Origin of the sequence: Streptomyces sp. NBC_00258, assembly GCF_036182465.1 — a bacterium.
Classification (GTDB): domain Bacteria; phylum Actinomycetota; class Actinomycetes; order Streptomycetales; family Streptomycetaceae; genus Streptomyces.
The window spans coordinates 1,590,152-1,611,964 of record NZ_CP108081.1; the positions used below are offsets into that span (position 1 = coordinate 1,590,152).

The window sequence follows — 21,813 nt, forward strand, 5'->3', positions numbered from 1 at the left end:
TCGCGGGAAAGTTTCAACCGAAGGTTCAACGATACCGTTGAAGGCATGGCTACTGACATCAAGGACGCCGTCCATGCCTTCGAGGCTGCCGCCGTCATGAGGCTGCTTCCGACCCGTCCTCGGCTGCTTGCGCTGGGCGAGCCCACCCACGGCGAGGACACTCTGCTCGACCTGCGCAACGAGCTCTTCCGGCAGCTTGTCGAGCAGGAGGGCTACGGGACGATCGCGATCGAGAGCGACTGCATGATGGGCCTGGTCGTGGACGACTACGTCACCTCGGGCGCGGGCACTCTCGACGAGGTCATGGAGCACGGATTCAGCCATGGTTGGGGCGCGTCCGCGGCCAACCGCGAGCTGGTGCGCTGGATGCGCGCCCACAACGAGGCCCGGCCCGCGTCCGAGCGGCTCCGCTTCGCCGGTTTCGACGGCCCGCTGGAGATCGCCGGCGCCGCGAGCCCCCGGCAGGCCCTCACCGCACTCCACGGCTGTCTCTCGGCCTGGGTGGACGCGGAGCTGCTGCCCTGCACCGCGGAAACACTCGACCGCCTGCTCGGCACCGACGACCGGTGGACCGAGCCCGCCGCGATGATGGACCCGTCCCGGTCCGTGGGGCAGTCGGCCGAGGCCGGTCGGCTGCGACTGCTCGCCGACGATCTGGTGGCGCTGCTGGACTCACAGACGCCGCACCTGATCACGGCGACCTCGCGGGACGACTTGGACCGGGCGCGCCTGTACGGGCGCACCGCGACCGGCCTGCTGCGCTACCACCACTGGATGGCCGACGCCTCACCGGCCCGCATGACGCGGCTGTGCGCGCTGCGGGACCTGATGATGGCTCACAACCTCCTCGCCGTCACCGCGCGGGGACCGGCACTCGCCCACGCCCAGAACTCCCATCTCCAGCGGGAGAAGAGCTCGATGCAGATGTGGCAGGGACCGGTGGAGTGGTGGAGCGCCGGTGCGCTGGTGAGCGCCCGCCTCGGCGAGGAGTACGCCTTCGTGGCCACGGCCCTCGGCACGATCCGGCACCAGGGAGTGGACACCCCACCGCCGGACACCGTCGAAGGCCTCCTGTACGAACTCCCGGAGGACCGGTACGTCGTCGACGCCCGGCGACTGACCACTGCGCTCGGCGACACCCGGCCCGCGCCCCGCGTCTCCCCGTGGTTCGGCTACGCCTCGTTCGACCCGGCCCACCTGGCCGACAGCGACGGCATCGTGTTCGTCAAGGACGTCCCGCGGAGCTGACGCCACCAAGAGCGGTCCGGCCCGTCGGGAGCCCGGCCATGCCCCTCCCGTCTAGAGGGAGAACCGCTCCTTGCCAAGCAGCGGGCGTACCCGGGTGTGGAAGCCCGCCGTGCGGAACGGCGTCTGGAGCAGGCCGGGGCGCAGGTGCTGAGCGATGGCCGCGGTGATCATGCCTTGGTCGAGGGCGAGTACGAAGTCGCTCACGCGGCCGGTGGTGACGTCGACGGAGTCGCGGAAGCCGTAGCGGTCGTCGTAGGCGCCGAAGGCCCGGTCGAGGGCACGGAGGTTGGAGAGGGCCTCGGCCGGGGCCTGGGGCAGGGCGAGGAAGGAGGCGTGCGGGGTGACTACACCCAGGGAGTTGTAGCCCTCCTCCTGCATGCCGATCCCGTCGACTCCGTATTCGCGATAGCCGCCGGCGGGAACGGAGGCAGGGGAGAAGCCCCAGTAGCCGTACTCCTCCTCGACCAGGCCGTGTTCGATCTGGCTGCGGACATAGCGTCGGTGCGTGGTGCCCCAGGAACGTGGGGACCACTCCGGTTCGGGCACGAACAGTGGGACCATCAGCGCCTCGAACATGGAGCCGCCCCAGGTGGGAACGAGCTTCCGGCCGCGGTAGGTGTAGTGGCCCTCCCAGACGCGTACGCCGTCGATCTCGACGTACTGGCCCTGCGGTTCCTGTTCCTGGCCCATGCCCGGGAGCAGGGTGCGCATCAGGTGCCAGTAGTGCTCGGCGGGCAGTGAGCCGTCGGCGATGCCGAGGTAACTGGCCATACGGGGTTCGGTGTTGAGGGCGCCGTAGTGGTGGCCGGTGGGTTCTCCCTTGCCCGGCTTGTCCGGCCAGAAGCCGCCGCGCAGCTGTCCGGGGCCGGCGACCGGGTCGGCCGGGTCGTAGGGGGTGTAGTAGTACGACCAGTCGGCGTCGGCAAGGAGGGCGGCAACGCGGGGGCGCAGCTCGGGGGCGGCGTCCGCGGCGATCCGCAGGCCGGTCACCAGCCACGCGTTGTCGACGCTGGACAGGAACGGGCGCACGGGGTCGCCGGTCTCCGGCCAGGTCGTCAGCAGTGAACCGTCGTGCGCGTCATACCAGTTGAACCAGAAGCCGTGTGCGCGCTCCAGGCGTTCCACTGCGGCGACCGTGCGAGCCAGCCTGCGACGCATGGTGGTGGCGGAGATGACGCCGAGTCCGGCGGCCGCGACGGTGGACCACAGGCCGCAGCCGATGTTGGTCGGCGAGGTCTGCGCGGACGGCACGGGTGTGCCGCTCCCGCTGACGTCGATCTTGTCGGCGGCCAGGCCGAGTTCGGTCGTCATGGCCTCCATGGAGTGGTGGGTCGCGACGAACCAGTCACGCAGCAGCCGGCGTTCCGCGTCGGTTCGTACGGCCGGAGCGGCGTTGGCTGCGGTGGCGGTGAGGGAGGTGGCGCAGGTGGCCGCGGCAGTGGTTGCGGCGGCGGTGAGGAAGCTACGACGGTTCATGCGGCTCTGGCTCCTGTTTGCTGTGGGCAGGCAGGCGGAGGGGTGCGTGTCCGTGGTGCAGTGGTGCAGTGGTGCCGGATTGTGGTGCTGGAGGGTGGGTCGTGACGCGTGAGGGGTGACGGGAGCCGGCCGGTGTCAGGGCCGGCCGACTCCCGGGTCATTGAGGGGCGTCAGGACGCGGTGCGCGGCAGGGCGCGGTCGCGGCCCAGGCTGCCGAGCCAGACGGCGGACGGCTTCGGGGTGCGCTCGAAGGTGGTGGGGTCCACGGCGATCAGTCCGAAGGTCGGCTTGAAGGAGCCCCATTCGTAGTTGTCCAGGGCGCTCCACGCAAGGTAGCCCCGGACATTGAAGCCGTCCTCGATGGCGGCGGCGACCGCGCCGAGGGCGCCGGTGTAGTAGTCGACGCGACGGCTGTCGTCCGCGATGGCGATGCCGTTCTCGGTGACGATCAGGGGTGTGTCGTCGCCGATGACCTCGGCGGTGTGGCGCAGGGCGTGGCCGACAGCGGTCGGGTAGTACTCCCACTGTGTGAGGGTGCGTTCGACGTCGTCGGGAGCCGGCACGGGACCTTCGGGGGCGATCTTGGTGCGGGTGTAGGACTGCACGCCGATCCAGTCGTCGCCACGGGCGGCCTCGATGAAGACGTCCTCGCGGGGGTGGCGGTAGTCGGCGGTGACCTGCTCGGCGCCGGGCAGGGCCTGGTAGACCTGGTTGGCGATGGTCCAGCCGACCTCGACATCTGGATGCTGGGCGCGGATGGCCTTGACGGCCGCCTGGTGCGCGGCGATCACCGCGAGTGTGGTCTCCTCGTCGGGCGTGGGCAGGCCCGCGGGCGGGAAGCCCTTGTCTCCGGCCTTCGCGGCTCCCGCCATGACGGCGATCATGTTCGGTTCGTTGATGGTGCACACGTGCCGTACGCCGTCGGCGATGACGGGCGCGCACCGATCGACGTAGCGTACGAAGAGGTCGACCGCGCCGTCGACAGTCCAGCCGCCGAGGTCCTCGAACCACTGCGGGACGGTGAAGTGGTGCAGGGTGACCATGGGACGCAGACCGCGGGCGAGGGCCCCTTCGACCATACGGCGGTAATGGGCGATCTCGGCGCGGGAGAAGGTGCCGCGAACCGGCTCGATACGCGCCCACTCGATGCTGAACCGGTAGTCGGTGAAGCCCAGTTCGGCGAGCAGGTCCATGTCCTGCTCCCAGCGGTGGTAACTGTCGCAGGCGTCCAGGCTGGGCTCGGCGATCCCGGCCGCGGGGTCGTGCTCCTTGCGCCACCAGTCGCTGTTGACGTTGTTGCCCTCGATCTGGTGGGCGGCGGTGGAGGCGCCCCACAGGAAGCCCTCGGGGAAGCGGGTGGTGGAGTGCGTCATCGTCCGTTTCTGTCCTTCTGGTGTGGGGGTGGTGGCACGGCGACCGGCCCGGGGGTCGCCGCGAGGCGACCGGCGGGTGCGAGAAGCCGGGAGAAGCGGGTGCGGGAAGGCCGAGAGAAGAGGCGCCGGGTGGGGCTACTTCAGGCCCGCGGTGGCGATGCCCTGCGTGAAGTGCCGTTGCAGGACGATGAAGACGGCCAGGACCGGCAGGACGACAAGCAGTGAGCCGGCCATGAGCATTCCGTTGCCGCCGCCGACCGTGCGGTTGGGATCGTTGGCGAAGGTCGCCAGCGCCACCGGCAGGGTGTACTTGTCCGGGTCGTTGGTGGCGATCAGGGGCCAGATGAAGTTGTTCCAGGAGCCGAGGAAGGTGAAGATCGTCAGCGTCGCGAGGGCGGGCTTGACCAGTGGGATCACGATCCGCCAGAAGATGTACCACTCCCCCGCTCCGTCGAGGCGCGCCGCCTCCAGCAGTTCGTCGGGCACGGACAGCATGAACTGGCGCATCAGGAACACCCCGAACGCGCCGGCCGCGAAAGGCAGTACGAGTCCGGCGTACGTGTCGATCAGGCCGAGGCCGTTCATCAGCACGTACAGCGGCAGGATCATGAGGTTGCCGGGGACCATCAGGGCGGCGAGCACGATCGCGAAGACCTTGGAACGCCCGGTGAAGTCGAGCTTGGCCAGTGCGTAGCCGAGCATGGAGCAGAACAGCAGGTTGCTGACGGTCACCAGGACGGCCACGATCAGCGAGTTGAGGAAGTACTGCGGCATGTCGAGTTGGTCGAGCAGGGCCGTGAAGTTGTCCAGCGTCCACCGGGAGGGGATCCACACGGGCGGGCTCGCCGTGAGGTCCTGCTTCGTCTTGAACGCGGACAGTGCCATCCACAGGAACGGGGCGGCCATCACCAGCAGCGCGGCCGAGGCGATCGTGTAGAGCAGCGGGGTGCGTACCCGTCGGGTGCGGCGGCGGGTCCGGGCCTTGGTGGCAGTGTCGGCGGTCATCGGGTGTTGTCCTTCAGCAGTCGGAGCTGGAGCACCGTGATGCCCATGATCACGACGAACAGGACGTACGCCATGGCGCTGGCGTAGCCCATGTGGAAGAAGTTGAATCCCTCGCGGTACATGTCGAGCGACACGGTCAGCGTGGAGTCGGAGGGTCCGCCCTGCGTCATCACGAAGGGCTCCTCGAAGACGTTGAGGTAGCCGATGGTGGTGATGACCGTGGCGTACAGCAGGGTGGGCCGCAGCAGCGGGACGGTGATGCGGCGCAGTTCCTGCCACGCGCCGGCGCCGTCGAGGCGGGCCGCCTCGCGGACGTCGGCCGGGATCGCCTGGAGGCCGGCGATGCACAGCACCATGACGGTACCGAGGTTGCGCCACACGGCCATGGTGATCAGGGAGGGCATGGCCCAGGTCTCCGAGCCGAGGAAGTCCGGTGCTGTCAGGCCGACTTCGGAGGCGAGGGAGGCGATCAGCCCGTCGGAGGGGTCGAGCACGAAGCGCCAGACGACGGCCACGGCGACGATGGTGGTGACGACCGGTGCGTAGAAGCCGACGCGGAACAACGTGCGAGCCCGGTCGATGCCGTTGTTCAGCAGGATCGCCGCCAGCAGTCCGAGGACGATGGTCGCGGGGACGCCGACGACCACGAAGTAGGCGGTGTTGAACAGGGCGGTGAGGAACTTGTCGTCCTGGAAGAGCTGTGTGTAGTTGTCCAGGCCGACGAACTCCGCCTCCAGCGGGCGGGTGACGTTGCGGGCGCCGAAGTCGGTGAAGCTCATCAGGAGCGTGGCGACGATCGGGAAGAGCATGAAGACGCCGAACAGCACCAGGAACGGCGTGGAGAACAGCCATCCGGTCAGGTTGTGCTTGCTGAGTGAGCGGCGGCCTCGGCGGTCGCGACCGGATTTCCCGCCGCTGTCGCGGCTCTTGTCGACGGTCGCCTGCGGGACGGCCGGTCCTGTGGTGAGGGACATGAGGGGGACGCTCTCCTACTGCACGAGGCCTTCGATCTCGGACTGGGCCTTGTCCAGCGCCTCCTTCGCCGAGGACTTGCCCTGGGTGACCGACTCGATGGCCGTGTCCACCTTGGAGGTGATCTCGGTCAGCTTGGGCTGCGAGGGGGTGGCGCGGGCGGTGTCCATCTGCTTCCGCCACACCTGCATGGTGGGGTCGGTGGCGAGTTCGCCGGACTTCCAGGCGGCCGTGTTGGCGGGCAGGTCGTTGGTGCGCTCGAACCAGTCGGCCTGGCCCTTGGCGCCGGTGAGATAGGAGACGAGTTCCTTGGCGGCGGCCTTGTGGTCGCTGTCGGCGGAGACGGCCAGGCTGGACCCGCCGGCCATGGACACGGACGCCTCGTCGGCGGGAACCGGGGCGACGGCCCACTTCCCCTTGATGTCGGGGTAGTTCTCGTCGAGGAGGTTGGTGATCCAGGGGCCGCCGAAGAACATGGGCACGGCACCGGAGTTGAAGTCCTTGGTGACGTCGTAGCCGGGGCGTACGGATTTCTCGCTGAGGCCCTTGTCGAAGTAACTGCCGTAGTTCTCCAGCGCCTTGACGGCCGCGTCGGAGTTCACGACGGCCTTGCCGTTGTCGTCGATGATGGCGCCGCCTGCGGAGTACAGGAACTGGTAGAAGCTCTGTACGGTGTCGAGGCCGCCCGGCTGGATGGACAGGCCCCACTTCGTGCCGGCCTTCTTCTGGTAGGCCTCGGCGGCGCTCTGGAGTTCGGCCATGGTGGCCGGGGCCTTCTTGATCCCTGCCTTGCTGGCGAGGTCGGTGCGGTAGAAGAGCACGCGGGTGTCGACGTACCAGGGGACGCCGTAGGTCTTGCCGTCGTAGGAACCCTGCTGCCAGGCGGCGGGGAAGAAGTCGCCCTCACGGAAGGTCTTGGTGTCGACCGGCTCCAGGACGCCCATGTCGGCGAACTCTCCCAGGTAGCTCCCGCCCATCTGCATCACGTCGGGCAGCTTCCCTGCGGCGGCAGCGGCGACCAGCTTCTGGTGGGCCACGTCCCAGCCGATCGGGGTGATCTTGACCTTGATGTTGGAGTGGGACTTCTCGTACTCCTTGGCGACGTCGCCGAGCTTCTCCCCCTCCGTGCCCATCGCCCACACGGTCAGGGTCTGCTTGGCGTCTGCTGCCACGCCCGCGCCACCCGAACCGCCACAGGCGGTGAGGGTGAGCGCAGACGCCAGGGTGAGTGCGATCGACCCGGTTGCGACGGCGCGGTTCATGGGCGGCTCCTCCTTGAGCAGTGATGTATGCGCTGCCTGTAAGCGCATACATCACTCTGTTGCAGCGATTCCGGGCCTGGCAAGAGGGGTCCAGGTCACACTCCCGTAACGAGAGGGACGTCCGACGGGCGGCCCGCACTGCCCGGCGACACGGCGTCGACCTCGAAGGACCTGTGCGAGAGCAACGTAAAACGGATCAGTGCGTGGGGAAAGCATCTGCGATCGAGGGCTCCCATCACTGGCGGCTGCGAAAGCCGCCGGAAGCCGGCCGCACGCTCGGTGACGGGTACGGTCTTTGCCGTCGCTATCGTGCGATGGGCCCGTACGCCACGGGTTCGTGATTTACGTGAGCGACCGCAGTTGCCGCTTCAACAGCCCCTCGTCCGTTGGCAGATCACCGGCGTGCTTGGGCAGGCGCTCCAACCAGTCGCACGTTCGGGAGCCCGCGTCGATGGGTGCCGGCAAGAACGTGTCACCGCCCGCAGCACCGTCTCATAGGCATGATCCGGTGCCGATCCGGCTTTGCGCCACCGCGTACTGGTCTTGCTCATCAATCGGTCGATTGATGAGCAAGACCCCGTTCAGCCCCGAGGCGGTGTGCAAGGTGGAGCAGCTCTGCCAGGTGCAGCACCCGTCGGCCGAATCCTGGGAGGGGGACATGGAGAGGCTGGGTCCAGTGGGCGGGGATTGCATCCAGCCCGTAGTACGCGCCCGCGAGGCCTCCGGTCACCGCGGCGACGGTGTCCGTGTCACCGCCGAGGTCGATCGCCTCGCGCACTGCTTCTTCGAAGCTGGTGGTGGTGCGCAGGGCCCAGACGGCGGAGTCCAGGCAGGGCCAGACGGCGCCGTTGAACTCGGTCGCCTGATCGGGGTGCCAGTCGGGCGCGAGGACGGTGGCGTAGCGGCCGCGGTGGTCGGGGTGGACGAGAGCCAGGATGTCCGGGAGCGCGGTGAGGGGGTCGGCGTCCTCGAACGTGACGCGGATGAGTTCGTGGAAGATCGCGGTGCCTTCCCATGCCGCGCGGTCACCATGGGTAAGGGCAGCGATGCGGCGGGCCGCGTCCACGGTGGCTTCTTGGCCGGCGGCCGCGAAGTGGACCGCGGAGGTCGATGCCCGCATCAAGGATCCGTTTCCCGCTGCTCGTTGGTTGACCTGGAAATGGATCGCGGCGGCGAGGTCCCAGGGCATGCCGTTGGTCAGGACGTCTTCGGTCTGCAAGCCGATGTCCTTCGGCTCCGAGGCTGCCCACCGCTGGAAGCGGGCGAAGATGTCCGGCAGATCCAGTCCGCCCCGCTCCAGCAGTGACTCCGCGACCAGGACGGCCATCTGCGTGTCGTCAGTGGCCTCGCCGGGGTCCCAGCCACCGCCTCCGCACATCTCGCCTCCGGCACCAGGCGCGGGGAACCGCGCGGAGAACGCTCCCTGAGGACCGAACTCGAAGGGGCCGCCCAGGGCGTCACCCACCGCTGAGCCGACGACCGCGCCAGCGGCCCGCTGAATCCGCTTCATTGGCGCAGGTTATCCGTGCCGCGCCGACGACCCGCGGCCCTGTTCCTTCTTCGGTTCCCCGAACGATCGACGGCGCTTCTTGCCAAGCCCCGCCACCCGAACGCCCTGGGCTTCTCTCGGGCGGCGGTCGATGGATCGCACATCCGCGCGTTGAAAGGGGATCCAGGACGGGACGAAGCATCGACCACCGGGGCAGGACGGGCAGCAAGCACCACCCGCTCACCGACGCCACCGGCATCCCGCTCGCTGTCACCCTTACCGGCGGCAACCACAACGCCGTCATCCAGCTCATCCCGGTACTCGAAGCCGTGCCGCCCGTGAGGGGCGAGCGCGGCCGGCCCGGTGCCGCCCCGACGTGGTGCTCGGCGACCGCAGCTACGACCACGACAGGTACCGCCGCCTCGTGTGGGCCCTCGGGTGAATCCGGTGATCGCCCGCCGGAGCACCGCGCACGGCTCCGGCCTCGGCAGCCAACGCCTGTCGTGGAACGCAAGTTCGCCCACCTGCACCGGTTCCGCCGCCTGCGCATCCGCTGGGAGACCCTCGACGACATACACGAGGCCCTCCTCACGCTCGACTGCGTGCTCATCTGCTGGCGACGCCTGACCTCAGTGCCAGTAGCTTCTTGACCACGGCGTCGTCACCACCTCGTTCGGCCACGCCAGCCGGAACCGTCCGAACTGCTCACGCAGCTCGTCCACCCAGCCGTCCCCCGGATCCAGGACGACACGGACCAAAACGCCGGACTCGCCACTGTCGTCCACCGTGACGATGGGACGGGTCGTCGAAAAGTACCTGTCGATCTCAATCCGGACCTCGGTGTCGCCTGTGGCCGTCCAGCTGATGCCACGCCCGTTGGCAAGTTCATCGAGGGCCGTCGACCAGTCATCCAGAGCCTGAGGTGACAAGCACAGCCCAAGGCGCCCGCCGGCGAAGGCGCTCATGATGACGAGCTCGGCATCAAGGTAGTCGTTGTACGGCGTGTCCCCCGGCCTGGTCCGCCCCAGCACGCGCACCCGGACGCTGCTGTCCGAGTCGATCAGGCAGATCAGGTCCACTCCATCGCCCTCATCCACGCGCCCTCCCGAAACCCGCAACGTTCCCGATCATCATGCACGAGTCGCGAACTGACCCCGGTCGGTATTCCGTTAGGAGTTCCAATGGCAGCAGTCAGCCCATCGGCAGGGAGTCCCGAGGGCCACTCCCCTCCCCTTCGGCACATGAACGGCCGAGTTCGACCAAGGCGCGGTGAAGGTGAGCCCGTCGCTCCAGGAGCGGCCGGTCGGTCGCAGGTGGATGGGCGGGCCCGTGGCCGAATGCCGGAGAGGTGGCGTTCAGCCGGTCGTCGTCGTGAGGGCCGGTGCCTCGTCGCAACCGCAGCTTGCCCGGCGGACCACACCGACCGGCAGCATCAGTGAGACAGGCTCCTCCGGAGGCTGTCCGCTCAGCCGTCGTACGAGCAGGTCGACGGCCTCCTCCCCCATACGCACCATCGGCTGACGCACAGTGGTCAGGGCGGGGCGCACCAGGCGACTCAGCGGAATGCCGTCGAAGCCGGTCACCACTACGTCGTCGGGCACGCGTACGCCACGGCTTTCGAGCGCATGGAGCGCGCCCACCGCCATCTGGTCGTTGGCGAAGACGAACGCCTCGGGCCGGTCGCCGTTCCCCTCGCACAGCAGGTCAGCGGCGCGAGCGCCTTCGGCCTGGGTCATCATCGGCATGCGCAGTGCCGGAGCGGCGGCGGCCTCGATCCCGGCCTCGCGGCAGGCCCGGCGGAATCCGCGAAAGCGCGCCTCCACGTCCGGCGACTCGTCGACGAGCCCCACGTAGGCGAGGCGGCGCAGCCCGTGGTCGTCGACCAGGTGGCGGGTCAGCTCGTACTGACCGTCCTCGTTGGCGACCTCGACGTGGTCGAGATGGTCGAGCGAGGGGTCCTGCGCGCGAGGGCCGGCCAGCATCACCACGGGTCGGCGCCGGGAGATCACTTCGAGCTCCTCGGTCGGCACCGTACGGGCCATCACCGCGAAGCCGTCCACACGGCCGGCCACCTGGGCCACGAGGTTCTCCGGGCCGCCTTCGAGAGAGGCCGCGATCAGCAGTGCGTACCCGTGTCGGCGGGCCGCGCGTTCCATGCCCCGGATGATCTGGTCCGAGTAGAGCATCGCGGCATCGTCGTCCTCGGCACCGAGCGTGTCCGGGTCGGAATAGTCCGGGAAGCACAGGCCGAGGACGCCGGTCGAACGGCTGGCGAGTCCGCGGGCGTTGCCGCTCGGCACGTATCCCAGTTCGCCCGCCGCCGCCAGCACCCGTTCACGGGTGGCGGCACGCACGGAGTCGGGGCTGCGGTACACCCTGGACACCGTGGCGATGGATACGCCGGAGCGTTCGGCCACGTCGTACACCGTGGGGATCGCGTTCACGATGCGGTGCCGTTCATGGGTCGGGCCCCCGTCTCTCCTGATGCATGCATGTAGATGAAAGCGCATTCACCCTAGGGGCGGGCACGTCCGTGAGGCAACCGGAGGCTCGGAGCCGAGGGGCGCCGCGGCAGCGGAGGCGGGGGCCTTCCCCCTGCCTGCGCTGGAGAATCCGGCCTCCGGGAGCGGGCCTTGGACCAGCCGGTACAGCGCCGGCGGACCGTCCGCCAGGGACGCCCAAGACTGGCGGCAGCTGCCGCCAGGTGCAGCCCGATGGGGCGATGAAGATGATCGCTGCCAGGACCGCGCGGTCGTCACACCGCCGCACACCGCCGACCACCACCCTGGGCGCGCGCGGGCGGGTCAGGCGCCGCATCCCTGGAAGATCTCCCACAGCCCGTCCGGCGCCGGCTGCTCTTGCCCGACTGTGCCCATGGCGCGGCAACGAACCTTGGCCCCCAAGGCGGCGTTTTACCCAAGTGCCTGCCACCCGCCCGGTCTTCTACCCTGTGCCGGGGCGGCTGAGCATGGGGGATTGACGATGAGCATGTACTTCGACATCGGTGACGAGACGCTGTGGAACCCGTCGAACGGTGCCGGCCGCCTCTTCCTACGACAGGTCGAGGTCTTCGAGGCGGAGCTCGAACTGGCCTCGGGAATCGGTCAGGGCAAGCATTGGGGCGACCCGGACACGCTTGAGGTCGATCCGGCCGTGTACGCGGAGTTCGTACGCTGCCTCGTCGCCTGGCACTGCCGGGCGGGGCACTCCGTGATCCTCGCGCTCTCCGAAGGGTTCGTGGCGACGGCGGTCGCGCTCGCGCGGCGGGCGGGAATCGAGGTGGAGATGACCGGACCCGAGTCCGGACCCGAGTCCGGTCATGCGTGTGTTGGCGTTCGGCGCGACGTGCAGGTTCCCGGAAATCCCCGGACCACGTCGGCCGCCGTCGTCACCGCGTTGGACACCCGGGCACGGGAGATGGACCGCTGGATGGCACGCTGAGCCGGTGCACCCAATGCCGCCCCTCACTGCCCCAACACCCCGGACCAGCCTGCCGTTTCTGCCTCATGGATGCCTCGTTGACGCCTCAACTGAGACTTCCGCCAAGAGGTCGTGACATTGGCGTTGGACGTGGCGGTGGACGATCAGGCAGATGGCGAGGCCAAGGATGGATTCGCGGATGTCGTCGCGTCATGTCGGCTCCCACGACCTCGCCGGACCAGTGCCGCACGCATAGCGGTGGCGCTGCCGCTTGACGCTGCAGCCCCAGGTGTTTGTGGCGCATTTCAGAGCCGCGTCCTGGCCTCAGCCATCGCCCACCGCGACCCCGTCGCGGGCCGCTGACCCCACTACAAGCCCATGTCACCCGGACAGAGTGGTGGTCGCACGTCTTCACGTCCCTGTTCAGGAGGACGACGACACGTCGCCCCGAGCGGCCGCATGCGCCGCGGGCAGGCGAACTCACCCGCGCACGGCGGTGTTTGGACCATTGACAGCGATCCGGCCGACATGACACGTTCACGGTCTGCCCCACTGAGACAACGTTGTCAAGGAGGTCTGCCCGATGCGGCTGTCCGTCAGACGGATAACGGCCCGCGCGATCGCTGTGGGCGTCGGCTTGCTCATCCCGGGCCTGCTGTTCGGGGGTGCCCTTCCGCCCATCGCGGCGGCTGCGGAGCCGGTCTCCGACCCAGCCGCACTGGTGAATCCCTTCATCGGCACCCAGAACTTCGGGAACACGTTCCCCGGAGCCGCCGCCCCGTTCGGCATGGTCCAGGTCAGTCCGGACACCGGCGGACAGGGCGGATACGACTATCAGCAGGACAAGATCCACGGATTCAGCCAGACCCACCTCTCCGGAGTCGGCTGCGGTGTCTCAGGAGAGCTGCCCATCATGCCGACCACCGGCGCGGTCGACAGCGTGAACCCGGACACGTACCGCTCCAAGTACTCGCACGACGACGAGGAAGCCACCCCCGGCTACTACCGGGTGGGACTGTCGACGTACGACATCGATGCCGAGCTGACCGCCACGCAGCGCACGGGCTGGCAGCGGTACACCTTCCCGGCCACCGGGGCGGCGAACGTGCTGTTCAACACCGGCAAGGCCAACCAGAACGTGTTCGACTCCGAGGTGCACGTGGTCGGCGATCGCACGGTGGAGGGGCGGGTGCGTGCCGGAGGGTTCTGTGCCGGGAAGGACCAGCACACCGTCTACTTCACCGCCACCTTCGACCGGCCCTTCAAGGATCACGGCACCTGGCGCGGTTCAACCCCTGAGCCGGGCGCTCGCGATGCCGAAGGGGACGGCGCCAATGGTGCCTGGGTGACCTTCGACGCGACCGACGACCGGGACGCCGTCGTGAAGGTGGGGTTGTCGTACACCGGCATGGACGGTGCCCGGAAGAACCTCGCGGAGGAGACCGGGGACTCGTACGACTTCGACGCCAGGCGTGCCGCGCTGCGCGCCACCTGGGAGAAGCAGCTCTCCTCGATCAAGATCGGCGGAGGCTCCCAGGACCGGCGGAAGGTGTTCTACACCGCCCTCTACCACGCCCAGTTGCACCCGAACCTGGCCGGTGACGTCGACGGCCGCTACACGGGCTTCGACGGCGCGGTGCACACCGCCTCCGACTTCACGCCTTATCAGAACCTGTCGCTGTGGGACACCTACCGGCCGCAGAACCAGCTGCTGGAGATGGTGGAGCCACGCGTCGCCCGGGACGTCGCCCTGTCGGTCCTCGCGATCGGCAAGGACGGCGGGTGGCTGCCCAGGTGGGCCCTCGCCAACAGCGAGACCAACATCATGACCGGCGACCCCGTGACACCCTTCCTCGTCGAGGCATGGTCGAAGGGCCTGCTGGCCGGTCACGAGGACGAGGCCTACGCGCTGCTGAGGAAGAACGCGACCAGCACCCCGCCCGCCGACTCCCCGTACAACGGCCGCTCCGCCGTGGACCAGTACAGCAAGCGCGGCTACGTGCCCTCCGGCCTGCAGCTGAAGAAGGACTGCGCGGACAAGGGCGGCGACAACGACTGCACCCACCCGGCTTCGGCGACCCTGGAGTACTCGGCGGCAGACGCGTCACTGGCCCTGATGGCCAAGGGGCTCGGGCACGACTCCGACGCACGGCAGTTCGCGGCCCGCGGCCAGTGGTACTGCAATCTGTGGGACTCCTCGATCGGCCAGTTCCGGCCTCGCACGACCGCGGGGACGTGGATGACACCGTATGACCCGGTCGAAGCGGGCCACCAGTTCCACGAGGGCGGCGCGTACCAGTACCAGTGGCTCGTGCCTCAGGACCCCGCAGGTCTCGTCGGGCTGATGGGCGGCCGGAAGGCCACGGAGAAGCGGCTCGACTCCTTCTTCGCCTACGACAAGCTGCTCACCGACCCGGCGGGCACGGCACGCGAGGACTGGATCTCCCAGCCGTACGACTACTACGGCAAGCCGACCTACAACCCGAACAACGAGCCCGATCTCCACGCGCCTTACATGTATCTGTGGGCGGGCGCGCCGGCGAAGACGGCGACCGTGGTGCGCGCCGCGATGACGCTGTTCACGAACGGGCCCGACGGCATGACCGGCAACGACGACCTGGGCACCATGTCGGCCTGGTACGTGTTCTCCTCGCTCGGCCTCTACCCGACGATGAGCGGCGGCGACTTCCTGGCGCTGTCCAGCCCGCAGTTCGATTCGGCGGCCATCACGATCGGCCGGTACGGGAAACGGCAGGGCGGCACGCTGACGATCAAAGCGCCGGGGGTGAGCGACACCAACCGGTACGTACAGCGTGCGTCGTTCGACGGCCGGGACGTGAAGCGCACCTGGCTGGACTGGGACAAGGTCTCGCACGGCGGCACCCTGGTCCACCGGCTCGGTGCGACGCCGTCGGCCTGGGGCACCGGTGCGGGTGCCCAGCCGCCGTCGGTCAACCGGGCGGTTGCCGACGGCCGACGCCAGCTGGATGCGTCCCTGCGGAGTTCCTCCGACGTCGTCCCGGTCGGCGACACGGCTCAGACCGCCCACCTGACCCTGGACGTCCTCGGACAGGCGCCCGGTGAGCTGCGGGCGTCGGTGACGGCTCAGGCGCCCACCGGCTGGCAGGTGACGACGACTCCGCGCTCGCCGCTGCGGATCCGGTCCCTGCGCCTGCCCGTGCAGAAGACGGTGTCCGTGGAGGTGACCGTGCCACCCGGCACCGCCGCCGGGTCGTACCCGGTGCGCCTCCTGGTCGAGGCGAAGGGAGCGGGCCGAGTGACCCGGGACGCCACCGTCGAGGTGCGCCCGGCCGCAAAGTGTGCAACAGCCACGGACAAGCAGTGCGCAGTGGACCTGAACAGGGACATGGCGCACGACGGGACGGCGAGCGTGGACAAGCCGGGCCAGGGTGACTTCGACGGATCGGGCTGGAGTTACGACGCCGGCCTGCTTCCTGCCGCCGGTCCTGTCACCTGGGACGGCGTGAGGTACGAGGCACCGGATCCGACCGGGACCGCCGCGAACTTCGTCGAGGCCCGCGGCCAGACGCTGCTCGTGCCCGCCCGAAGCCACGGCACCCTGCGCCTGGTGGCCGCGTCGCACAACGGGCCGGTGACGACCGGGCTGACCGTCCGATACGCCGACGGCAGCAGCTCCGAGCTACCGCTCAAGGTCGGCGACTGGGCCGGGTCGGCCCCCGACGGCAGCACCGTCGTCCTCGACATGCCCCACCGGATCAAGGCCGGCCAGGGCGTCGACGGACCGCCGGTACGGCTGTTCGGCAGTTCCATCGAGTTGGACGACGCCAAGGTGATCCGCTCGTTGACACTGCCGGACGATCCACGGGTCGAGGTGTACGCGATCACGCTGTCCTAGGCGGCTTGCGGGGCGGGGGCAGCCGTCCCCCTCTCTCCAAGGTCCTGATGTCCATGCCCGGCATCGGTATCGGCATCAGGACCGGGGCCCGCATCGGAACGCGTACCGAGGCCAACGCGTACCGAGGGTGCTGAGCCGGTCGCGCTTCCGGAGGTGGCGGGGCACGCTGGAAGCACCCACTCGTGATGCACGGGGCCGTCCGGTGCGGGGACGAGCCCCCGTGCCGGTACACGGGAACAGGAGCACGGAGCACAGGAGCACAGGAGCACAGGACGAGGTGACCACGTATGTGCCACGGGGTCGTGCCACCGTTGCGGCAGGCTTCTCGCAGCCGTCGTGGCTCTCGTATGCCTCGTCGCCCTCTCGTTCTGGAGCGGAGCGCGGGACATGACCCGCCTTTCGGACCCGTCTGAGCCGTCCGAGTCCTCCGAGTCCTCTGCATCGTCCGGCGCAACGGGGCCTCCGGACTCCACGGGGGCGTCGGAATCTCCGGGTTCCGCGCACCCCGGCCGATCAGGCAGGGGCAGGAGCGGGGGCACGGACAAAGCCAGGGGCTGGACGCACCTACACAGCCGCAGGCACCGGTCGGCGGAACTGGGGCGCTTCCTCCATGACAGGGGCACCCACGTTTGGCAGCGTGGCAAAGAAGTGGAGCTGATGCACCGGGCCATGGGCTTCGCGGCGCTGGGACTGGTGACGCTCGCGCCGCTGCTGATCGTGGTGGCGGCGGCCCTTCCGATCCAGGAACGCGGGTTCGCCCTGTGGATCGTGGACGGCATGGGGCTGTCCGGACGCCCCGCCGACGCCGTACAGGACCTCTTCGCCGCACCCGGCACGGTCCTGAGCACGACCAGCGTCCTGAGCGTGGTGCTGCTCGCGCTCTTCGGAGTGACGTTCGCGGGCAGCGTCCAGACCGGTTACGAAAAGGTGTGGGACCTGCAGGCCGGGCGCTGGCACACCGTATGGAGACGCGTGGTGTGGCTCGCCGCTCTTACGGCCTACCTCTTCGCCGAAGCGCAGAGCGTGGCCGTCCTGGGGTCGGGAACCCTGCGCTCGTGGGGCCGCATCGGGCTGTCCTCCCTGATCGGCGTCCTCTTCTTCTGGTGGGCACAGCGTTTCCTGCTGGGCGGCCGCATCCCCTGGCGCGCCCTCCTGCCGGGGGCCATCGCCACGGTGGCGGGCCTGGTCGGCCTGCGCCTGTTCTCGTCCCTGGTCTTCTCCCCGCTCATCGTGAGCAACGCGGTCTCGTACGGTTCGGTCGGCACCGTCCTGATCGTGACGTCCTGGCTCATCGGTGTCGGCTTCGTCGTCTTCGGCGGCGCCCTCGTCGGTCGCTACTGGTACCTCCACGAACCGCACCACGTTCCACACCCCCACCCTCGCGCCCGGTCCCGCTCCCGCTCCCGGAAGCGCTGAAGCTCCGAGACGCTCGTCGGCCTGAAACGGGGCAGACCGCCTGCCCGACGGCTGCGGCTGCGGCTGCGGCTGCGCCCGACAGACCTACCCAGCAGCAGCCGTCGCCGCGTCGGCAACCCCGCGGGCGGTTGGCTCCGCGGTGGCAGGCGGCGTGCGGTAGGCGCGGAGAGGGGCGTTGGCCGCGGCCACGGCGGCAATCGCCAGGACGGCGGACAGGCCGCCGGCGACCAGGGCGAAGGAGGCGGAGGTGGCCGACGCCAGAAGGCCGCCACGGAAGTTGCCGAGTTCGGGCCCCGCGACACCGATGACGTGTTCCACGGAGGAAACCCTCCCCCGGTACGCATCCGGAGTCTCCAACTGGACCAGGGCGCTTCGGGTGACCACGGACACCGTGTCGGCGGCACCGGCCACGGCCAGGCAACCGAGCGCCAGCCACAGCGGCCCGGCAAGGCCGAAGCAGGCCAGCGCCACGCCCCAGACGCCGGCCGCGGAGAGCTGGACCAGGCCGCCTCGGCGCCGGCGCGTCACCGTGCCGGAGAGCAGGCCGGCTGTGATCCCACCGACCGCGACGGCCGAGAGGAACAGGCCGAGGGTCTGCGGGTTGCCGTCGAAGCGGATTTCGTTGACCAGCGGGAAGAGTGCGATGGGCATGGCGAACAACGTCGCGGACAGGTCGGTGGCCATCGAGCCCCACAGCGTCGGACGGCGCAGGATGATCCCCCAGCCGCCGCGCTCCGGACGGCGCCTGCCGCCCGCCGCGTCGGCACCCTCGGGCTTCATGGCCGGGAGGCGGATCACCGCGAGCATCGAGACGGCGACGGCCACGGCCTGTGCTGCGTAGGCGGCAGGAAAGCCCCAGTGGGCGATGATCAGCCCGGCCAGCGCGGGCCCGGCCAGCATCGCCGCCTGGAACGAGACGTTGGTCAGCGCGAGACCGGCGGCGACCTGGTCGGAAGACAGCAACCGGACCGGAAACGTACGCCGGGCAGGGGCGCCGAGCGCGCCGCAGGCGGTCCCGACGGCGACCAGGGCGAGCAGCAGCGGCACGTTTCGGTTGTCCGCCAGCGCCTGGGCGCACAGCCCTGCGGCGGCCAGCAGTTGACCTACGGAGGTGGCCCGTACCACCGCACGGCGGTCGACGGAGTCGGCCAACGTGCCGCCGAGCAGTCCGAACACCACCATCGGCAGGCCGGTCGCAAGCCCGATGGCGCCGGTGCCGACCGGGCTGCCGGTCAGGTCCCACACCTGGGCCAGCACCGCCACGGTGGCTATCTGCCCGCCGAGTTGAGAGGCCGAGGATCCGATCCACAGGTCGCGGAACGGCCGGCTGCTTCGCAGCGGGCGGGTGTCGAGGAACCGGATACGCCACCTCATCCCGAAGGCTCGACGAGGTGGTGGAGGATCCGCTGCCGCATCGACCGGCGTTCCAGCGCCCGCCGCACCTCCTCGACAACGGTGGTCAGCGCGTACGGAATCTCTGCGTCCAGCTCAGCGACCGTCGCGTGCGTGGCGCGCCACTCGGCCTCCAGGAACGGCACCAGCGACCGGCCGCGCTCGGTCAGGTCGATCCGGCGGGTGCGGGCGTCGGGCCCCGGCTCGGAGGTGACCAGACCCTCCTTGCGCATGGCGGCGATGGTCTGGCTGATCGCGGAGTGCGAGCGGTCCAGGGACTCCGCGAGCTCACGGATGGTCAGTGGCCCGGTGTGGGCAAGCCGGATCAGCGGATAGGCGAACCGCGGCCGTACTCCCTGGATGCCACGTTCGACGTAGACCTGCTCGATCTCGGCGTCCATGGCGGCCAGCAGCTGGTGCAGTGCCTGCCAGGGATCGGGCCGCGCCGTGGGATCAGAATATGTCACAGCGCTAATATAACAGCGCTGCGATAATTGGCGGCCCTTCACCTGGACCTCATCGGGCGCACCCGTTCCAGTTGCGGGAGCGACCGCTGACCCGAGGGGTTTCCGGCGTATACGCTCCCTTTCTGCGGCCGTACGAATCGCACAGGCGAACAGGGGGAGTTCGAGGTGCAGGCGCTCCGCGAAACGGATCCTCGGTGGATCGGCCCGTACGTGGTTCTGGGCAGACTCGGTGCGGGCGGCATGGGCGAGGTCTACCTCGCGGAGGCACCCGCCGGCCCGCGGCTGGCCGTCAAACTGGTGCGGGCCGAGCATGCCGAGGACCGGACCTTCCGGGCCCGTTTCCGTCAGGAGGTGCGGGCGGCGCGGACCGTGGGCGGTCCCGGGACGTACATCGCCCGTGTCGTCGACGCGGACACCGAAGCCGAACTTCCCTGGATGGCCTCGGAGTTCATCGACGGCCCGAACCTGCGCGACGCCGTCCTGGACCACGGCCGACTGCCCGAGGAAGCAGTGCGATCACTGGCAGCCGCCCTCGGCGAGGCGCTCATCGCGATCCACGGTCAGGGCATGGTCCACCGGGACCTGAAGCCCTCCAACATCCTGCTGGCACAGGACGGACCGCGGGTCATCGACTTCGGCATCGTGCGGGCACTGGAGGCGACCGCGCTGACCCGCACCGGAACCGTCGTCGGCTCGGTCGGGTACGTCTCGCCCGAGCAGATCCGCAACAACGGCCGGGTGGGGCCGCCTAGCGACGTCTTCGCGCTCGGCGCTGTCCTCGCGTACGCGGCGGCGGGGCGCGAGCCGTTCGGCGAAGGCCAGGACGCGGTGGTCCTGATGCGCATCATGAACCGGGACTTCGACCTGTCCGCGGTCCCTGAGGGCATACGGTGGCTCGTCGAGCCCTGTCTGCGGGAGGAACCGGAGGAGCGGCCCACCCCGGGCGAGGTGATGTCGGCGGTGGCCCACACACCCGAGACGCTGCGGGAGAGCTGGCACCCGGGGTGGTACACGGCCGCCACGGCAGGCTCCGAATCCTCCGAGGGCGTCCAGCGATGGCTTCCCGAGCGGGACTCCGGGGAGCAGGAGAGCCGGGTCGAGTACGTGGCTCCGCTGACGGTCACCGACGTTCCGGCCGACGCGCCCTCGGCACCGCCGTCCCGGCGACGGCTGCTTCAGGGGCTCGCGGCCGGGACACTGGCCGCCGCCGGAGTCGGCACCGGAGGGTGGCTGTGGCTGCGGAATCCGGGCGGCGACGGAGAGAACGCCGGCGGCAGCACCTCGCCCTCGGCACGCCCCTCGGCCACGCTGCAGCCCGCGGTCGTGGACTGGGCCTACGGCATCGCCAGGCTCAGCGAGATGGGCGGGCCCAGTGTGACGCTGTCACCCGACGGCGACACCCTCTACTTCGGGGGTGTGGACGGCAAACTGCACGCCGTGTCTCCGGACGGCGGGGAGCTGTGGAAGACGGATCTGGGCGAACCGCCCCTGTACGGAGGCACGGTCGGGGCGGCCGTGGCCACCGACGATGGTGCCTACTGCCTGTCCGGCAACGGACAGAAGCTGTGCGCGCTGGATGTTGGCGGCCGCGTGCGCTGGGAGCGTGCGTTCGCCGGGGACCACTACAACACGATTCCGGTACTGGCCGGCGAACTGGTTCTTGTGACCACCGACGTGTTCGCCAAGAAGCACATGGTTCGCGCCTACCGGTCCGACGGGAGTCTGGCCTGGCGCGCGGGCCTGCCCGATCAGACACACGAGCCTCCGGTGGTAGCGGACAACGTGATCTACGTGGCCATCTACACCAAGGAGCTGATCACCCTCGACGCGGAGAAGGGAACACGACTGTCGGGGTTCCAGACGGACTCCTCCGACAGGCGGCCCGCCGAGTTCAACGGAACCGCCGTCGTCCCGCCCGACGGCGCCGGCTCCAAGGGCCTGGTAGTCCACTCGTTCGCCGGAAGGCTCGTGGCGGTCCACTTCGACGACGGGTCCAAGGCATGGACGATGGATGGCCAGAGCGGCACGACCGGCAGCGATCCCACCGTCCATGAGGACCTCATCTACGCGTTCCTCGGCGAAAGGCTCTTCGTCGTGGACCGCAACGGCGCTCCGCAGCGAGTACTGACCTTCCCCAGGACATCGGTCCTGACGGACTACCGACCCGTGGTCGACAGCCGGCACGTGTACGTGGCCACCAACAGGGGCATCGCGGCGGTCAACCGGCCGGTGTAGTCCAACAGCCCAGCGCTCAGCCCCGGTTGCTCACGGGTCGGCAGTGAGGCTTCTGCACCGCGGGTGACCAGTTTGTGACGGCCCTGCATGTCAGTGGGTTTTGGCCCCAGTTGGCGATCGTTGGGTCATGATCTGGCAGTGAATCGACTCCACCTGGGCATCGCGACGTTTTGGATACGGG

Annotated in this window: 15 protein-coding genes and 1 pseudogene; 6 read left to right on the forward strand and 10 right to left on the reverse strand. The window is 69.4% G+C overall.

Annotated features, from left to right (window positions below):
- The first annotated feature begins 45 nt into the window (after window positions 1-45).
- Window positions 46-1,248, forward strand: coding sequence for an erythromycin esterase family protein (locus OG718_RS07465; RefSeq protein ID WP_328843675.1), 1,203 nt, complete (start codon window positions 46-48; stop codon window positions 1,246-1,248).
- Window positions 1,249-1,299: 51 nt separating this feature from the next.
- Here OG718_RS07465 and OG718_RS07470 read toward each other — a convergent pair whose 3' ends face one another.
- From OG718_RS07470 to OG718_RS07495, 6 genes are all read right to left on the reverse strand, one after another.
- Window positions 1,300-2,724: a glucoamylase family protein gene (locus OG718_RS07470; protein WP_328843676.1), complete on the reverse strand. Its 1,425-nt coding sequence runs from the start codon at window positions 2,722-2,724 to the stop codon at window positions 1,300-1,302.
- Window positions 2,725-2,894: 170 nt separating this feature from the next.
- Window positions 2,895-4,097: a glycoside hydrolase family 1 protein gene (locus tag OG718_RS07475; RefSeq protein WP_328843677.1), complete on the reverse strand. Its 1,203-nt coding sequence runs from the start codon at window positions 4,095-4,097 to the stop codon at window positions 2,895-2,897.
- Between the two features lie 135 nt (window positions 4,098-4,232).
- Window positions 4,233-5,102, reverse strand: a complete 870-nt coding sequence (locus tag OG718_RS07480; RefSeq protein WP_328843678.1) for a carbohydrate ABC transporter permease — start codon at window positions 5,100-5,102, stop codon at window positions 4,233-4,235.
- Window positions 5,099-6,076 carry a carbohydrate ABC transporter permease gene (locus tag OG718_RS07485; RefSeq protein WP_328843679.1) on the reverse strand — a complete coding sequence of 326 codons (978 nt, stop codon included), beginning with the start codon at window positions 6,074-6,076 and terminating at the stop codon, window positions 5,099-5,101. Before OG718_RS07485 ends, OG718_RS07480 begins: the two co-directional genes overlap by 4 nt.
- A 15-nt stretch (window positions 6,077-6,091) precedes the next feature.
- Complete coding sequence (locus OG718_RS07490) at window positions 6,092-7,336, reverse strand: sugar ABC transporter substrate-binding protein (protein WP_328843680.1); 1,245 nt, start codon at window positions 7,334-7,336, stop codon at window positions 6,092-6,094.
- Window positions 7,337-7,886: 550 nt separating this feature from the next.
- Window positions 7,887-8,846: an ADP-ribosylglycohydrolase family protein gene (locus OG718_RS07495; protein WP_328843681.1), complete on the reverse strand. Its 960-nt coding sequence runs from the start codon at window positions 8,844-8,846 to the stop codon at window positions 7,887-7,889.
- A 54-nt stretch (window positions 8,847-8,900) separates the two neighbouring features.
- Between OG718_RS07495 and OG718_RS07500 the strand changes: the two are divergent.
- Window positions 8,901-9,475 (forward strand): annotated as a pseudogene (locus tag OG718_RS07500) (transposase); the annotation flags it as partial.
- On the opposite strand, the gene OG718_RS07505 reads toward OG718_RS07500, so the two are convergent.
- Together OG718_RS07505 and OG718_RS07510 are read right to left on the reverse strand one after the other, a co-directional pair.
- Entirely contained in the window at window positions 9,455-9,904 is a 450-nt protein-coding gene (locus tag OG718_RS07505) for a DUF5959 family protein (protein ID WP_328843682.1), read from the reverse strand. The pseudogene OG718_RS07500 and the gene OG718_RS07505 overlap by 21 nt on opposite strands.
- 276 nt (window positions 9,905-10,180) lie before the next feature.
- The gene (locus tag OG718_RS07510) at window positions 10,181-11,269 is read right to left on the reverse strand and encodes a LacI family DNA-binding transcriptional regulator (RefSeq protein ID WP_143642609.1); all 1,089 of its coding nucleotides are present in this window, start codon (window positions 11,267-11,269) and stop codon (window positions 10,181-10,183) included.
- A gap of 538 nt (window positions 11,270-11,807) precedes the next feature.
- Between OG718_RS07510 and OG718_RS07515 the strand changes: the two genes are divergently transcribed.
- From OG718_RS07515 to OG718_RS07525, 3 genes are all read left to right on the forward strand, one after another.
- Window positions 11,808-12,266, forward strand: a complete 459-nt coding sequence (locus OG718_RS07515) for a DUF6086 family protein (RefSeq protein WP_328843683.1) — start codon at window positions 11,808-11,810, stop codon at window positions 12,264-12,266.
- 562 nt (window positions 12,267-12,828) lie between these two features.
- The gene (locus OG718_RS07520) at window positions 12,829-16,122 is read left to right on the forward strand and encodes a GH92 family glycosyl hydrolase (protein WP_328843684.1); all 3,294 of its coding nucleotides are present in this window, start codon (window positions 12,829-12,831) and stop codon (window positions 16,120-16,122) included.
- A 657-nt stretch (window positions 16,123-16,779) separates the two neighbouring features.
- On the forward strand, window positions 16,780-17,538 hold the full coding sequence (locus OG718_RS07525; protein ID WP_306935764.1) for a YhjD/YihY/BrkB family envelope integrity protein: 759 nt from the start codon (window positions 16,780-16,782) through the stop codon (window positions 17,536-17,538).
- A gap of 84 nt (window positions 17,539-17,622) precedes the next feature.
- Here the strand turns inward: OG718_RS07525 and OG718_RS07530 are convergent, their stop codons facing one another.
- A complete protein-coding gene (locus OG718_RS07530) occupies window positions 17,623-18,912 on the reverse strand; it encodes an MFS transporter (protein WP_328843685.1) in 1,290 nt (429 codons plus the stop codon).
- Entirely contained in the window at window positions 18,909-19,397 is a 489-nt protein-coding gene (locus OG718_RS07535) for a MarR family winged helix-turn-helix transcriptional regulator (protein WP_143642605.1), read from the reverse strand. Before OG718_RS07535 ends, OG718_RS07530 begins: the two co-directional genes overlap by 4 nt.
- Before the next feature lie 165 nt (window positions 19,398-19,562).
- Between OG718_RS07535 and OG718_RS07540 the strand changes: the two genes are divergently transcribed.
- Window positions 19,563-21,632, forward strand: coding sequence for a serine/threonine-protein kinase (locus tag OG718_RS07540; protein WP_328843686.1), 2,070 nt, complete (start codon window positions 19,563-19,565; stop codon window positions 21,630-21,632).
- Window positions 21,633-21,813 lie beyond the last annotated feature (181 nt).

Coding starts and splice junctions, on each gene's coding strand:
- OG718_RS07525 (WP_306935764.1), top strand. CDS start 16,780: ATGCACCGGGCCATGGGCTTCGCGGCGCTGGGACTGGTGACGCTCGCG.
- OG718_RS07520 (WP_328843684.1), top strand. CDS start 12,829: ATGCGGCTGTCCGTCAGACGGATAACGGCCCGCGCGATCGCTGTGGGC.
- OG718_RS07465 (WP_328843675.1), top strand. CDS start 46: ATGGCTACTGACATCAAGGACGCCGTCCATGCCTTCGAGGCTGCCGCC.
- OG718_RS07480 (WP_328843678.1), bottom strand. CDS start 5,102: ATGACCGCCGACACTGCCACCAAGGCCCGGACCCGCCGCCGCACCCGA.
- OG718_RS07495 (WP_328843681.1), bottom strand. CDS start 8,846: ATGAAGCGGATTCAGCGGGCCGCTGGCGCGGTCGTCGGCTCAGCGGTG.
- OG718_RS07475 (WP_328843677.1), bottom strand. CDS start 4,097: ATGACGCACTCCACCACCCGCTTCCCCGAGGGCTTCCTGTGGGGCGCC.
- OG718_RS07485 (WP_328843679.1), bottom strand. CDS start 6,076: ATGTCCCTCACCACAGGACCGGCCGTCCCGCAGGCGACCGTCGACAAG.
- OG718_RS07530 (WP_328843685.1), bottom strand. CDS start 18,912: ATGAGGTGGCGTATCCGGTTCCTCGACACCCGCCCGCTGCGAAGCAGC.
- OG718_RS07515 (WP_328843683.1), top strand. CDS start 11,808: ATGAGCATGTACTTCGACATCGGTGACGAGACGCTGTGGAACCCGTCG.
- OG718_RS07490 (WP_328843680.1), bottom strand. CDS start 7,336: ATGAACCGCGCCGTCGCAACCGGGTCGATCGCACTCACCCTGGCGTCT.
- OG718_RS07470 (WP_328843676.1), bottom strand. CDS start 2,724: ATGAACCGTCGTAGCTTCCTCACCGCCGCCGCAACCACTGCCGCGGCC.